Annotated in this window: 15 protein-coding genes and 2 riboswitches; of the genes, 8 read left to right on the top strand and 7 right to left on the bottom strand. The window is 67.2% G+C overall.

All coding sequences use genetic code 11. The features are described from left to right. Nucleotides 1-35 precede the first annotated feature (35 nt). A complete protein-coding gene (locus ACVOKU_RS09475; RefSeq protein WP_481559752.1) occupies nucleotides 36-311 on the bottom strand; it encodes a GIY-YIG nuclease family protein in 276 nt (91 codons plus the stop codon). A 39-nt stretch (nucleotides 312-350) separates the two neighbouring features. Continuing rightward, a riboswitch (glycine riboswitch) is annotated at nucleotides 351-440 on the top strand. Between the two features lie 13 nt (nucleotides 441-453). Beyond that, a riboswitch (glycine riboswitch) is annotated at nucleotides 454-559 on the top strand. 82 nt (nucleotides 560-641) lie between these two features. Between ACVOKU_RS09475 and ACVOKU_RS09480 the strand changes: the two genes are divergently transcribed. Continuing rightward, on the top strand, nucleotides 642-1,259 hold the full coding sequence (locus ACVOKU_RS09480) for a trimeric intracellular cation channel family protein (RefSeq protein WP_053515730.1): 618 nt from the start codon (nucleotides 642-644) through the stop codon (nucleotides 1,257-1,259). Then, on the top strand, nucleotides 1,256-1,405 hold the full coding sequence (locus tag ACVOKU_RS09485) for a hypothetical protein (RefSeq protein WP_312556186.1): 150 nt from the start codon (nucleotides 1,256-1,258) through the stop codon (nucleotides 1,403-1,405). The genes ACVOKU_RS09480 and ACVOKU_RS09485 overlap by 4 nt, the downstream gene beginning before the upstream one ends. Before the next feature lie 51 nt (nucleotides 1,406-1,456). Here the strand turns inward: ACVOKU_RS09485 and ACVOKU_RS09490 are convergent, their stop codons facing one another. Together ACVOKU_RS09490 and ACVOKU_RS09495 are read right to left on the bottom strand one after the other, a co-directional pair. Beyond that, a complete protein-coding gene (locus tag ACVOKU_RS09490) occupies nucleotides 1,457-2,530 on the bottom strand; it encodes a 3-deoxy-7-phosphoheptulonate synthase (RefSeq protein ID WP_481559753.1) in 1,074 nt (357 codons plus the stop codon). Nucleotides 2,531-2,787: 257 nt separating this feature from the next. Beyond that, on the bottom strand, nucleotides 2,788-3,048 hold the full coding sequence (locus ACVOKU_RS09495; protein ID WP_481559754.1) for a hypothetical protein: 261 nt from the start codon (nucleotides 3,046-3,048) through the stop codon (nucleotides 2,788-2,790). A 511-nt stretch (nucleotides 3,049-3,559) separates the two neighbouring features. Between ACVOKU_RS09495 and ACVOKU_RS09500 the strand changes: the two genes are divergently transcribed. Further along, nucleotides 3,560-3,916, top strand: coding sequence for a hypothetical protein (locus tag ACVOKU_RS09500; RefSeq protein WP_279941967.1), 357 nt, complete (start codon nucleotides 3,560-3,562; stop codon nucleotides 3,914-3,916). Between the two features lie 59 nt (nucleotides 3,917-3,975). Here ACVOKU_RS09500 and ACVOKU_RS09505 read toward each other — a convergent pair whose 3' ends face one another. Further along, nucleotides 3,976-4,710, bottom strand: a complete 735-nt coding sequence (locus ACVOKU_RS09505; RefSeq protein ID WP_481559755.1) for a DNA alkylation repair protein — start codon at nucleotides 4,708-4,710, stop codon at nucleotides 3,976-3,978. Continuing rightward, nucleotides 4,707-5,207, bottom strand: coding sequence for a MarR family winged helix-turn-helix transcriptional regulator (locus ACVOKU_RS09510; protein ID WP_481559756.1), 501 nt, complete (start codon nucleotides 5,205-5,207; stop codon nucleotides 4,707-4,709). Before ACVOKU_RS09510 ends, ACVOKU_RS09505 begins: the two co-directional genes overlap by 4 nt. A gap of 166 nt (nucleotides 5,208-5,373) precedes the next feature. Between ACVOKU_RS09510 and ACVOKU_RS09515 the strand changes: the two genes are divergently transcribed. Further along, nucleotides 5,374-6,534 carry a serine hydrolase domain-containing protein gene (locus tag ACVOKU_RS09515; protein WP_346475317.1) on the top strand — a complete coding sequence of 387 codons (1,161 nt, stop codon included), beginning with the start codon at nucleotides 5,374-5,376 and terminating at the stop codon, nucleotides 6,532-6,534. Between the two features lie 100 nt (nucleotides 6,535-6,634). Here the strand turns inward: ACVOKU_RS09515 and groL are convergent, their stop codons facing one another. Next, nucleotides 6,635-8,284, bottom strand: a complete 1,650-nt coding sequence (gene groL, locus ACVOKU_RS09520) for a chaperonin GroEL (RefSeq protein WP_053515717.1) — start codon at nucleotides 8,282-8,284, stop codon at nucleotides 6,635-6,637. Nucleotides 8,285-8,365: 81 nt separating this feature from the next. After that, nucleotides 8,366-8,653: a co-chaperone GroES gene (locus ACVOKU_RS09525; protein WP_006396661.1), complete on the bottom strand. Its 288-nt coding sequence runs from the start codon at nucleotides 8,651-8,653 to the stop codon at nucleotides 8,366-8,368. Nucleotides 8,654-8,965: 312 nt separating this feature from the next. Here ACVOKU_RS09525 and ACVOKU_RS09530 point away from each other — a divergent pair, with 312 nt between their 5' ends. The 4 genes from ACVOKU_RS09530 to ACVOKU_RS09545 all read left to right on the top strand — a co-directional run bounded on the left by ACVOKU_RS09530 (nucleotide 8,966) and on the right by ACVOKU_RS09545 (nucleotide 14,101). Beyond that, nucleotides 8,966-10,756, top strand: a complete 1,791-nt coding sequence (locus tag ACVOKU_RS09530; RefSeq protein ID WP_481559757.1) for an endonuclease — start codon at nucleotides 8,966-8,968, stop codon at nucleotides 10,754-10,756. Between the two features lie 68 nt (nucleotides 10,757-10,824). After that, nucleotides 10,825-11,163 (top strand): divalent-cation tolerance protein CutA, encoded by a 339-nt coding sequence (cutA, locus tag ACVOKU_RS09535; protein ID WP_053515713.1) that lies wholly within the window; start codon nucleotides 10,825-10,827, stop codon nucleotides 11,161-11,163. After that, nucleotides 11,160-13,538 carry a protein-disulfide reductase DsbD family protein gene (locus tag ACVOKU_RS09540; RefSeq protein ID WP_481559758.1) on the top strand — a complete coding sequence of 793 codons (2,379 nt, stop codon included), beginning with the start codon at nucleotides 11,160-11,162 and terminating at the stop codon, nucleotides 13,536-13,538. Before cutA ends, ACVOKU_RS09540 begins: the two co-directional genes overlap by 4 nt. Next, entirely contained in the window at nucleotides 13,535-14,101 is a 567-nt protein-coding gene (locus ACVOKU_RS09545; protein ID WP_053515709.1) for a TlpA disulfide reductase family protein, read from the top strand. Before ACVOKU_RS09540 ends, ACVOKU_RS09545 begins: the two co-directional genes overlap by 4 nt. Nucleotides 14,102-14,104: the final 3 nt, after the last annotated feature.

Raw genomic sequence — 14,104 nt, forward strand, 5'->3', positions numbered from 1 at the left:
GCGGAAAGGGGTCTGACCCCACGTTGGGCACGGCACTACAAAGATGCGGAATCCAATGCCTGCAGCCACGCCAGCTTGCGCTCGCGCGGCAGCTGTTTGAGCTGCCACTCGGCGCGCGAAGCCGCGGCGCGGTCCGGGTACTCACGCACGGCCAGGATGCGCAGCGGCGGGCGGGCCCGGGTGTAGCGCGCCCCGGTGCCGGCGCGATGGGCGGCGAAACGCGCGTCCACGTCGGTGCTGATGCCAGCGTAGTAGCTGCCATCGTGGCATTCGAGCAGGTACAGGAACCACGGGCGGCGGGAGGGGGCCATGCCGGGATTATGCCGTGCTGCACCGCAGCGGATATACTGCCCGCGAATGCAGGAGAGAGGCGCCGCGCTGGCGCCCGCCGAAGGCGCAGGCTCCCATGATCGCTCAGGCCGGTGGGCTGGAATCCCACCAACCATGCATTCGACTCGCCGAGCTGGAGAGAGGTCACCGGGCATGCCCGGTACGATCCGCCGAAGGGGCACGCGGCCTACGCCGCTGAACTCTCAGGCAAAAGGACAGCGGGAGCGGCACCGGTCATCGTCATCCCGTCATTGCGCAGGCAATGGCGGCGTCCGCGCATGGCCGGCCCCACCGCGTCCGGAGCCTGTTCCATGTTGCTGTCCATCATCTACCTGATCGCCATTTCCGCCGAAGCCATGACCGGCGCACTGTCCGCGGGACGCCGCCGCATGGATCTGTTCGGCGTGGTCATGATCGCCTGCGTTACCGCACTCGGCGGTGGTTCACTGCGCGACATCCTGCTTGGCCACTATCCGCTGGGCTGGGTCAAACATCCCGAGTACCTCGGCTTCACCGTGTGCGCGGCGCTGATCGCCACCTGGGTCGCACGCTGGATGCACCACTTCCGCCGCACCTTCCTGGTGCTCGACGGCCTGGGCCTGATCGCCTTCACCCTGATCGGCTGCTCGATCGCACGCGAGGCCGGTCATGCCACGCCGATCGTGCTGATCGCCGGCATGCTGACCGGCGCGTTCGGCGGCGTGCTGCGCGACATCCTCTGCAACGAGGTGCCGCTCATCTTCCAGAAGGAGCTGTACGCGATCATCGCGCTGCTGACCGGCGCCGCCTATCTGCTGCTGCTGCACTGGAACGTGTCCGATGCCACGGCCATCCTGTGCTGCCTGGCGGGCGGCTTCGCCCTGCGCCTGCTGGCGATCCATTACCGCTGGGAAATGCCGAAGTTCGTGTATCACGACGAAGTGCATTGAACGATGGCGTGTTCGCCGGGCATGGCCCGGCGCTCCCCTTCGTGCCCTGCACCACCCCGGCGATGGACCTGGCGCTGTCGCTCATGCGCAGCGCCAGGCGCATCGCCGGTGCGGACGGGCCGGTCTCCAACTCCGACCGGCCCTGATCGCGGCCGCACCCCCGCAGGCGCTGGCCGCCATCCACACACATGCCGCGCTCAGGCGGCTTCTGACACTGTCACTTCGCGACGGGCGCGCACGGCCGCGGCCAGTCGCTCTAGCACCGTCACCGTGGTGTCCCAGTCGATGCAGCCATCGGTGATGCTCTGCCCGTAGACCAGCGGCTGGCCTTCCACCAGTTCCTGCCGGCCTCCCACCAGATGGCTCTCGATCATCACACCCACGATGCGCTGTTCGCCGTCTTCCAACTGAACGGCGATGTCTTCGATCACCTTCGGCTGGTTTTCCGGGTTTTTCAGGCTGTTGGCATGGCTGGCATCGATCATCAGCCGCGTTGGCAGCCTGGCCTTGGCCAGTGCCTGGCAGGCGTCGGCCACGCTGGCCGCGTCGTAGTTCGGCTGCTTGCCGCCGCGCAGGATCACATGGCAATCCGGGTTGCCGGTGGTCGAAACGATGGCGGTACCGCCCTGCTTGGTCACCGACAGGAAGTGATGCGGGTTGGAGGCCGCGCCGACCGCGTCGGCCGCGATCTTGACGTTGCCATCGGTGCCGTTCTTGAAGCCCACCGGGCACGACAGGCCGGAGGCCAGTTCGCGGTGCACCTGGCTTTCGGTGGTGCGTGCGCCGATCGCGCCCCATGCCACCAGGTCGGCGATGTACTGCGGCGAGATCACGTCGAGGAATTCAACGCCGGCCGGCAGGCCCAGCTTGTTGATGTCGCGCAGCAGGCCGCGGGCAATGCGCAGGCCCTTGTCGATCCGGAAGCTGCCGTCCAGGTCAGGATCGTTGATCAGGCCCTTCCAGCCCACCGTGGTGCGCGGCTTCTCGAAGTACACGCGCATGACGATCTCCAGCTCGCCGGCCAGCGCGTCGCGCAGAGGCTTCAAGCGCTGTGCGTACTCGATGGCCGCATTGGGATCGTGGATCGAACACGGGCCGACCACGACCGCCAGGCGATCGTCGCGGCCATGCAGGATCTGGTGCAGGGCCGCGCGCGAAGCACTGACGGTGTCGGAGGCTTCATCGTCACACGGCAGCATCGCCAGCAGCTGGGCAGGCGGTGCGAGCGGTTCGATGGTGCGGATGCGCAGGTCGTCGGTATGGGGGGGCATGGGGGAGGTCTCCGGTACGTTGGGGGTCCCCAGCGAGGCGGCATGAAAAAAGCCGCCAGGTTCGCTGGCGGCTTTCGGGAATGCGTCTGAAGCTTTCTTCAGGGTGAGCGCAGTCCTTCCTCCGCCAGTGGCTTCGGAAAGTAATACCAGTAAAAGCGGGTAGCGGCTGCGTTCATGGGATGTATTGATAGCACAGCTTCTGCGCAGCACAAAATGTTTCATCCGCAACTGGGGAAGCGGTTCAGCAGCACGGCGATCTAGCGACTGCCATGCACTTCCACGTCCAGCAGCAGGCCCTCGTGGATATCGGCCCAGCGCTCCAGCACCTGGTCCAGCTCCCGCCTCGCCTCCTCCAGCTGCTCGGGGTTGAGCAGGGACCGCGCCGTGTAGAGATCGGAGACCAGCCGCCGCAGGGTCGATTCCGGTATCGCCACCGAGGGCCCGTCCACATCCGGCAACTGCAACGCCGGAGTCTCGCCGGGAGGGCCGAACAGCGTGACCTGGAGCGTGCTCTGCATGATCGACTCCCCTGCGGGTGGACGTGGGCAATGCACTGTTTACCGCGTCTGGCGCACCAGCGCATGTGCCGGTGTGCGGATCGATCGTGTCGCGACTGGACCGATGGTGCCACCGCGTTGAGATCTTCCTTCCAGGCTTCCCACCCTTCGGCCCGGAAGGGGCGTGCAGGCGATCGATGCGCGGTTATACGGGCAACGGCATATGCGATACTTCCGCCGCGTTCATGACGTGTCGCGTACTGCCTTGGCATTCCACGCGGACATGTGCTCAAGATGGTTTGCCACCGGAAAAGGGTGGCCGGGTCGGCAAAGCCCGAGGAGATGTTGTTTACGCTTGTCAGCCGGCGTCGCCTTGCGCGGCGCCGGCTGGCAATCCGTCCGCGTTCCATGGCGGGCGGTGCGTGGGGGCGCTTGCGCCCGCCGGTATCAGCATCTCCCGGTCTTTGCCGCCACGTACCGTCCGCCACCTCTTCCGGTGGCGGTGTCGTCTGTCCTGTACGGAGCACACGCCATGAACACACCACACGTTCCCTTCCCCGGTGCCCACCCCGATCCGGCCAATGCCGATCAGGCGCCGTTCGATCCCAACAGTCTGGTCGCCCACCTGCAACGCATCGGCAGCGGTGCGGCCGCCGATGGCCAACCCTGGCCCGAGCGCCATCCAGCGAACGGCCGACGCATGATGCTGGCCGATGCCGATGGCGCACTGGCCGGCCTGCGCATCGTGCAGGAGGTGCTGCTGGCCGCCGAACGCTGCCGCCAGAATGCCGCGCCCGAACATCACGTGAGCGACCGGGTGATGGAAGGGTTGATGCTGGCATCCCTGGGGCTGGCCACGCATGCGGCCGAACGCCTGCAGCCCCACTAGCCGCGTCCGCGCAATGTGACCGGGCCCGATGGCCCGGTCATGGGCCGGCACCCGCCGGATCACAGTGAACGCAGTGCGCGCCTGCGGATGTAGGCGTTGGCAGGGCTGTCGCGCTCGCGTTGCCAGCGTGTGCACAGGTCACGCAGCCACTGCGGCTGGGTCTTCCCGGCATCGTTGAGCCAGTTGCCGACGGAGTCCTGCACATAGCGTTCGGGATCATCCGCCAGTGCCTCCAGCAGCGAATGCGCGTGTTCGGGATGCTGCTTGAAAAGAGCGATGTGCGCCGCCCAGACGCCACGGGGACGCAGTGCTTCACAGGCAAACCGGCGCAGATGGGCGGACGGTTCCTGCGTCCACGGCTGCAGGCATTCAAGCGCCAGCAGTGGCCCGGCAACGATGTCGGTGCGCAGCGCCAGCCACGCCCATTCGCGCACGCCGAAATGCGGATCATCGGCCAACGGGCGCATCTTCTCCAGCTTCACCGGCAGGGAGGCGGTGGCATCGCCACCGATCAGGTAGCAGGCCCAGCCGCGCACGGTGTCGGATGCATGCGACTGCCACTGTGCAGGATCACCCTGGCTGGCCTCACGCAACAGCGTTGCCGCCAGAACCATGCGCTGGGTAATGCCTTTGCTGGCAGCATCGCGCATGCATTGAATGGCAGTCTCCGGCAGCACCGCAACGGTCTGCAGCAACACCGCGAAATCCACGGCCAGGCATTCCGCCAGATGCGTGCTGGCGGCTGCCCCGGTATCCAGTTGATGCTTTCGCGCCGGGCTGATCGCTGCGCTCACTGCAGGTCCTTCCGTCCGCCGCCGGTGTGCTGCCACACCTTGGCCAGCAGCTGTGAGAGCTGCACCTGCTCGGCAGTGTCCAGGCCATTGAACAGGCCCGCGATCCACTGCGTGTGCTGATTGAAGAGGTCTTCGGCCAGGCGCTTGCCCTGCGCGGTCAGCACGATCTGCAGACGACGGCCATCGTCCGCATCGCTGCGCCGCTGCAGCAGACCTTCGCGCTGCAGGCCATCGAGCAGCCCGCTGATGGTGGCGCGGGTGACGCCGGCACGCTCGGCCAGCGCATGCGGCGGCAGTGTGCCACCGGCACCGTGCAGCAGGAACAGCACGATGAAGCGGCCTTCACTGAGCCCGTACGGCGCCAGCCGGCTGGCGCAGTCGCGATCGATCGCCGAGGACAGCGACAGCAGCTGGAAGCACAGATGCAGCAGGGCGACATTGGCGTGGCCACGTCGCCGGGCCTCATCCAGAAGGGCGCCATGTTTTGCCTCAAGCACGGTGATTTCCAATATGTTTAGGTGCCTAATCATATTCATGACGGGATGGAACGCAACATCTACGGGGCCTGCCGCCGGGCCTGGCCGGGCACACTCCTCGCGCAGGGGGCTGAAAGCAGCCGAAGCTGCGGTAGCATCGCGCCACGTCCCGCCAGGAGTTCCACGCATGCGCCGTGCCGTCCTGCTGTTGCTGACGCTGTTCCCCGCCGCCGTAATGGCCGCTCCCCCTCCCGTGCCCTCCCCGGCCCGGATCGATGCCGAGGCCAAGCGCCTGATGCAGGTGGCTCACGCCCGCGGGATGGCAGTGGCCGTCGTCGACGGTGGCAAGGTCGTGCACGTTGCCGCCTATGGCGAGCGCAACGCTGCCGGCGAACCGCTGCAGACCGACACGGTGATGTATGCGGCATCGCTGACCAAGATGGCCTTCGGCCACCTGATCGCGCAGCTGGCACAGGACAAGGTGATCGATCTGGATGCCAGCATCGCCAGCGCCCTGGACAGACCGCTGCCGGACTATCCGGCCGAGCCGAAGAAGTACGCCGATTACACCGTGCTGGCCGGCGACGAACGTTGGCGCCGGCTGACCCCGCGCCTGCTGCTCAACCATGCCAGCGGCTTTGCCAATTTTGCATTCCTGGAGCCGGACGGAAAACTGAAATTCCACTTCGATCCGGGCAGCCGCTATGGCTATTCCGGCGAAGGCCTGATCCTGCTGCAGTTCGTGCTGGAGCGCGGGCTGGGCCAGGACGTGGGTACGCTCATGCAGCAGCGCGTATTCGACCGCTTCGGCATGCCCCGCACCAGCATGATGTGGCGCGAGGATTTCGCCACGAATCTGGCCGACGGCTGGACCGCCGAAGGCACGACGGAACCGCACGATGAACGCAGCCGCGTGCGTGCCGCCGGTTCGATGGACACGACCATCGCCGACATGGGCAATTTCGCGGCCGGCTATGTCAGTGGCCAGGGGCTGTCGGCATCGATGCGCCGGGAGCTGGTGCGGCCGCAGCTGCCGATCACCACCGCCAGCCAGTTCCCGACGCTGCAGCCGGAACTGCCGGTGGCGCAGCGGCGCAGAAACCTGGCTGCGGGACTGGGCGTGGTGACATTCACCGGCCCACAAGGTGCAGGCTTCTACAAGGGCGGACATGACGATGCGGTGGGCAACACGCTGGTGTGCGTCGAACAAGGCCAACGCTGCGTGGTGATCCTGGGCAACGATGTGCGCGCCGAAGCGGCCTTTCCGGCACTGGTGCGCTTCGTGCTGGGCGAGACGGGGGTGCCGTGGGATTGGGAATACGGGGCCACGAAGGCATTCGTGCGCTGACAGGTGGAGCACGGTCCACGTCCAGCAGGGGCGCGGAACGCCCACAAAAAAACCCCGCCTTGCGGCGGGGTTTTTCACTTCATCGGGAACAACGCAGACCTTAGAAGTCCATGCCGCCCATGCCACCCATGCCGCCCATGCCACCGGCGCCGCCCAGGGCCGGCTCGTCCTTCTTCGGAGCTTCGGCAACCATGGCTTCGGTGGTGATCATCAGGCCAGCGATCGAGGCCGCGTTCTGCAGCGCCGAACGGGTCACCTTGGTCGGGTCCAGGATGCCGAACTGCAGCATGTCGCCGAACTCACCGGTGGCGGCGTTGTAGCCGAAGCTGCCGCTGCCTTCCTTGACCTTGTTGACGATGACGGACGGCTCTTCGCCGGCGTTGGCGACGATCTCGCGCAGCGGGGCTTCCATCGCGCGCAGGGCGATCTGGATGCCGTGGTTCTGGTCTTCGTTGGCGCCCTTCAGGCCGGCCAGCGCGGTGACCGCACGGACCAGTGCAACGCCGCCGCCCGGAACCACGCCTTCTTCAACGGCTGCACGGGTAGCGTGCAGGGCGTCGTCGACGCGATCCTTCTTTTCCTTCATTTCGATTTCGGTGGACGCACCCACCTTGATCACGGCAACGCCGCCGGCCAGCTTGGCCACGCGTTCCTGCAGCTTCTCGCGGTCGTAATCCGAGGAGGTGTCCTGGATCTGGGTCTTGATCTGCGCAACGCGCGATTCGACCGCAGCCTTGTCGCCCACGCCGTCGATGATGGTGGTGTTCTCCTTGGAGACCTGCACCTTCTTGGCGCGGCCCAGGTCCTTGATGGTGGCCTTCTCCAGCGACAGGCCCACTTCTTCGGAGATCACGGTGCCGCCGGTCAGCACGGCCATGTCTTCCAGCATCGCCTTGCGACGGTCGCCGAAGCCCGGGGCCTTCACGGCCACGACCTTGACGATGCCACGGATGGTGTTGACCACCAGGGTCGCCAGCGCTTCGCCTTCGACTTCCTCAGCCACGATCAGCAGCGGCTTGCCGGCCTTGGCGACGCCTTCCAGCACCGGCAGCAGGTCACGGACGTTGGAGATCTTCTTGTCGTGCAGCAGGATGAACGGGTCATCCAGGTCAGCGGTCTGCGACTGCTGGTTGTTGATGAAGTACGGGGACAGGTAGCCGCGGTCGAACTGCATGCCCTTGACCACGTCCAGCTCGTTGTCCAGGCCCGAGCCTTCTTCAACGGTGATCACGCCTTCCTTGCCGACTTCCTTCATCGCGTCAGCGATGATCTGGCCGATCGACTCGTCCGAGTTGGCCGAGATGGTGCCGACCTGGGCGATCGCCTTGTCGTCAGCGGTCGGCTTGGAGATGTTCTTCAGCTCGGTGACGGCAGCCACGACGGCCTTGTCGATACCGCGCTTGAGGTCCATCGGGTTCATGCCGGCAGCAACGGCCTTGGCGCCTTCGCGGATCAGGGCCTGGGCCAGCACGGTGGCGGTGGTGGTGCCGTCGCCGGCGTCGTCGTTGGTGCGCGAAGCAACTTCCTTCACCATCTGCGCGCCCATGTTCTCGAACTTGTCAGCCAGTTCGATTTCCTTGGCGACGGAGACGCCGTCCTTGGTGATGGTCGGGGCGCCGAAGCTCTTCTCGAGCACGACATTGCGGCCCTTCGGGCCGAGGGTGGCCTTGACGGCATTGGCGAGAACGTTGACGCCGCGCACCATGCGCGAACGGGCGTCTTCACCGAAACGGATATCCTTGGCAGCCATTGCAATTACCTCATTGGTCGCGCCGGGCCGTGCCCGGCGGCTGGGATGTGGGGATCAGGTTGAAACAGGTCGCGGCGGGGCTCAGCCGATGACGGCGAGCACGTCGTCTTCGCGCAGGACCTTGTACTCGACGCCTTCGCTCTTGTACGAGCTGCCGGCGTACTGGCCGTAGATGACCTTGTCACCGACCTTCAGCGACGGCGCGCGCACGCTGCCGTTGTCCAGCGGCTTACCGGGGCCGACGGCCACGACTTCACCCTTGGTGGACTTTTCCTTGGCCGAGTCGGGGATGACGATGCCACCGGCGGAGATTTCGTCGGCTTCGATCGGCTTGACCACAACGCGGTCGTGCAGCGGCTTGATGCTCATAGGAGACCTCTTAAGTGATTGATTGGTCTAAAAAAGTCCGGCGATGTTAGCACTCGCACCAGGCGAGTGCCAGAACCGCACGTGAAGAAACCCGACAAGGTCGGGAGCACGGCAGAGATGGAGCCCCCCGGGAGGCTTTCAAGGGGCGTCGCGAAAAAAGTTTCCGCGCCGGACGCTGCGGCAGTGCGGTGGGGTGGCCCCGAATTAGGTGACCAACGTCGCACTGTCAGATATCTGACGTTCATTTACGACAAAGTGTGACTGGATCGGCCTTAGGCTCGGCCGCGCATTCCCAATCACAAGGAGTCGTCGATGCGATTGCTGTCCCCGCTCGCCACCGCCTGCGTGCTGGCCCTGGCCACCGCGCCGGCCCAGGCCGAGGTCTTCATCAACGAACTGCACTACGACGACAGCACCGCAGCCGGTGACGTCGGCGAGGCGATCGAGGTCGTGGCCACCGCCGGCGAGGATCTGTCCGGCTATCGGCTGTATCTCTATAACGGCAGCACGCCGTCGGCCGCTTCGGTGTACGCCAACACGGCCGTCCCTGCCGGCAGCGCGGCCGGGTGCGGCAGCGCCACCCTGGCCGTGGTCAGCTATCCGACCAACGGCATCCAGAACGGTCCCAACGACGGCATCGCGCTGGTCGACGCCAGCGGCAAGGTGGTCCAGTTCCTCAGCTATGAGGGCACGATCACTGCCTCCGGCGGTCCTGCCGCAGGCATGACCAGCCAGAACATTCCGGTGGCCGAAACCAACAGCACGGCGCCCGGCACCTCACTGCAGCTGACGGGCAGCGGCAGCCAGTACGCCCACTTCACCTGGGCCGAATCGGCGACGCAGACCTTCGGCAGCTGCAACAACGGCCAGACCTTCAGCGGTGGGGGTACGCCCGGTCCCAATACGCCGCCATCGGTGTCCACCACCACCCCGGCCCAGGGCAGCAGCACATTCCCGGCCGCGGCCGATCTGGAAGTGGTATTCAGCGAGACGGTGAACCTGGCCAGCGGCGCCTTCGCGCTGAGCTGCGGCACCTCCGGCAGCGTACCGCTGACCCATCCGGCCAGCGGCAGGAGCGTGAAGCTGTCCACCAACACCGCGCTGGTGGCCGGTGAGGCCTGCCGCTTCGACATCCGCGCTGCGCGCATCACCGACCTGCAGGGCGCGCATCCGGCTGCCGACAGCCGCATCGCCTTCACCGTGGCCAGCGCCACGGGCAACCCCGATCCGGGCAATCCCGGCGTACCGGCGGGCTACTACTCCAGGGTCAACACCTCCAGCCCAAGCCAGCTGCGCTGCTCGCTGCACGCGACCATCAAGGGCCACACCGCCTATCCGTACAGCGGGTCGGGCACCAGCACCTGGACCATCCTGGAGATCGCCGACGAGGATCCGAACAATCCCAACCGCATCCTCGATGCCTATCGCAACCGCAGCTACGCCAAGGTCAGCGATCGCGCTGGCACGGGCAGCGGCCTGACCTACAACCGCGAGCACACCTGGCCGAACTCGCTGGGCTTTGCCAGCACCACCGGCGACAAGGGCCTGCCGTACGCGCCCTACACCGACACCCACATGCTGTACCTGACCGATGCGCAGTGGAATGCCGACCGCGGCAACAAGCCGTTCGGCAAGTGCGATGCCAACTGTGGCGAGCGCGCCACCGAGGCCAACAACGGCCATGGCGGCGGCAGCGGCGGCTACCCGGGCAATTCCAACTGGGTGCGCACGCCGGACGGCAACACCGGCACCTTCGAGGTGTGGGGCCATCGCAAGGGCGACATGGCGCGCGCGGTGATGTACATGGCGATCCGCTACGAGGGCGGCAAGGATGCAGCCACCGGCCAGTCCGAGCCGGACCTGGAGCTGACCGACGACCGCAGCCGGATCGTCAGGACCAGCAGTTCGCCGGCCTACATGGGCCTGCTCTCGACCCTGATCGACTGGCATCTGTCCGATCCGCCGGACGACGCCGAGCGCGCGCGCAACGACGTGATCTACAGCTTCCAGGGCAACCGCAACCCGTTCATCGACCACCCCGAGTGGGCGACGCCGGCGTTGTTCACCTCGGCCAAGCCGGCGACCTGCCAGCTGGCCAACTGACCGCGCAACGCAGCGGTCCATCGCCGCCGCCGGACCTTGATCCGGCGGCGGCCCTATACTCGACGGTCATGCCGACCGTCGATCCCGTCCTGCTGCTGTTGACCACCTGCCCGGACCGGGCCAGTGCCGAGCGCATCGCGCATGCGCTGGTCGGCGAGCGCCTGGCCGCCTGCGTGACGCGCCTGGAAGGGGCGCAGTCGACCTACCGCTGGCAGGGCGAGGTCACTACCGATGCCGAGCTGCAGCTGCTGGTGAAGACCACGGCCAGCCGCGTGGAGGCAGCGATGGCGCGGATCGTCGAACTGCATCCGTATGAACTCCCCGAGTGCATCGCGGTCGAAGCCCGGGCCGGACTGCCGGCCTATCTGGATTGGATCCGGGCGCAGACCCGGGAGGACACCGCTTGATGAATCTGTTTGCCCGTGCCGCCGCGCTGTGCGCCCTGCTCTCGCTGGCCCTGCCTGCATTCGCCCTGGACGAGAAAGATCTGCTGCCGGTGGACCAGGCGTTCGCGCTGACCGCCAGTGCGCCGGAGCGGAACCAGATCCAGCTGCAGTTCAAGATCGCGCCGGGGTACTACCTCTATCGCCACCGCACCAGCGTCAAGGCCGACCCGGCCTTCAATGCCGGTGCGCTGCAGATGCCCAGCGGCACCAAGCACCACGACGATTTCTTCGGCGAGGTCGAGACCTACCGCGAACGCCTGCAGGTTTCGCTGCCGGGCGCCCCGACGGATGCAGCCGGCACCCTCAGCCTGGAAGTGCGCTACCAGGGCTGCGCCGATGCCGGTGTCTGCTACCCGCCGCAGAAGCGCGTGGTCCAGGTGACACTGCCCGGTGGTGGCGGTGGCGCCGCAGCCGCCCTGCCGACCGCGCGGGTCACCGGCGTGAACGCGTTCAACACTCCGCTTGCCGGGGCCGGCAGCGGTGGTGGCCTGCGCCTGCCCGGCAGCAGCAACAGCCAGGCGCTGCCGCTGCCCTCCGAACAGGCCTTCGGCTTCGACGCGATCGCCAGCGATGGCAACACCCTGCTGCTGCGCTTCAGTCCCGCGCCGGGCTACTACCTGTATCGCAATCGCACCTCGCTGAAGCTGGAAGGCAGTGCCGGTGTGCTGGCAGATGCGCCGCGCTGGCCCGCCGCGCAGTCGCATCGCGACGAGCACTTCGGCGATGTGTCGGTTTACTTCAACCAGGTCGAAGTGCCGCTGCCGCTGCGCCGCACGGTGACCGACGCGGTGGACAGCACACTGGTGGTGACCTTCCAGGGTTGCCAGACTGATGGCATCTGCTACCCACCGATGACCCGCCGGGTGAAGCTGTCGATCCCCGCGGGAAAGATCAGCGCCCACGCCGGCCAGCCTGCGCCCCGCAGCGAAATGATCCGACCGCTGCCGGCGGGCAGCGCCGCACCGCGCGAGGCGGCCAACGGCACCGCGTTGCGCCTGCTGCCGACCGTGCCGAACAGCGAACCGGCGCGTGCCGATGTGGCCGGCGCGCAGGCGGGGTTCGCCGCCGATGCGCGGGGCGACAACGCGCTGCGTACCCGCCCGCCGGCCACCACCCCGGATCCGGACCGTTCGTTCCTGTGGGTGCTGCTGCTGGCACTGGCCGGTGGCCTCGTACTGAACCTGATGCCCTGCGTGCTGCCGATCCTGTCGCTGAAAGTGCTGGGCCTGGCACAGAGCGGTGAGAGCGCCGAGCGCGCCCGCAGCCACGCCATGTGGTACACGCTGGGCGTACTGGTCGCCTTCGCGGTGATCGGCGCGCTGATGGTCGGCTTGCGCATGCTTGGCAATGCGGTGGGCATCGGTTTCCAGCTGCAGCACCCAGGCGTGGTCGCGGCCCTGGCCTACATCATGTTTGCGGTTGGCCTGAGCCTGTCCGGCGTGTTCACCCTCGGCGGTGGCCTGGGCAACCTCGGCCAGTCACTCGCCCGTCGCAGCGGTCCGGCCGGCGATTTCTTCACCGGTGCGCTGGCCTGCGTGGTCGGCAGCGCGTGCGTCGGTCCGTTCATGGGAGGCGCGGTCGCCTATGCCTTCGTTGCCACGCCCGTACAGGCGATGGCCGTGTTCCTGTTCCTGGGCCTGGGCCTGGCCCTGCCGTTCCTGCTGATCGGCTTCGTACCGGCGCTCGCGCGGCGCCTGCCCAAGCCCGGCCCGTGGATGGAAACGCTCAAGCACGTGCTGGCGTTCCCGATGTATGCCACCGCACTGTGGCTGCTGTGGGTGCTGGGCAAGCAGCGTGGCGTGGACGGCATGGCGCTGGCGCTGGGCGGACTGCTGCTGCTGGCCCTGGGCCTGTGGTTGTTCGAGCGCAGCCGCTGGCGCAGCCAGCGCGCCGCCGGCCTGCTGGGCGTGCTGCTGGCAATCGCCGCGCTGGTACCGGTGTGGGGCGTGACCCAGCTGAAGCCACCGGCACGTGCGGCACAGGCCACCAGCGAGAACGTCGTGGAGTATTCGCCGCAGCTGCTCGACCGCCTGCGTGCCGACAACCGCGTGGTGTTCGTCAACATGACCGCCGACTGGTGCGTGAGCTGCAAGGCGAACGAGCGTGCCGTGCTGTCGCGGCCGGAGTTCAGGGAGCTGCTCAGGCGCACCAACGCGGTGTACATGCGCGGCGACTACACCAACGTGGACCCGCAGATCACCGCTTTCCTCGATGAGCACAAGGCCGTGGGCGTTCCGCTTTACGTGGTGTACGGGCCCGGCGCACCGCCGACGGTGCTGCCGACCCTGCTTACCCAGGCCGTGGTCGAAGAAGCGCTGCTGCGCACCGCACGATGAGGTGGCAACGGCCAGCGCTGCTGTGGACCGCGGTGCTGGCTGCCGGACTGGGCCTGTGGGCCGGCCATCGGCTGACGCCGGTGCCGGCGGCGGACGCTGGCGATCCAGACGTGCAGCCACCTGCAGCACCGCTGCCCGTGCTGCAGGCAGGCGATGCCCTGCCCGCACTGGTGCTGCCGGACCTGCAGGGACAGCCGCTCGATCTGCGCCAGCGTTTTGCCGGCCGGCCGCTGCTCATCAATGTCTGGGCCAGCTGGTGCGGGCCCTGCGTCGAGGAAATGCCAGAACTGTCGCGCTTCGCGCAGGCGCAGCAACCTGACGGCGTGCAGGTGCTGGGGCTGGCGCTGGATACACCCGAAGATGTGCAGCGCTTCCTGCAGCGGGTGCCGGTGGACTACCCGATCGTGCTGGAGACGCCCGGTCCGCGCGATGCCAGCGTGCAGCTGGGCAATGCCCAGGGGCTGCTGCCTTACAGCGTGCTGGTGGATGCACAGGGCCGCATCGTGAAGCAGAAGCTGGGGCCGTTTGCCGCCGGCGAAGTCCAGACGTGGGCCCGGCTGTAAGCC

The sequence above is a fragment of the Stenotrophomonas sp. STEN147 genome (genome assembly GCF_056757995.1).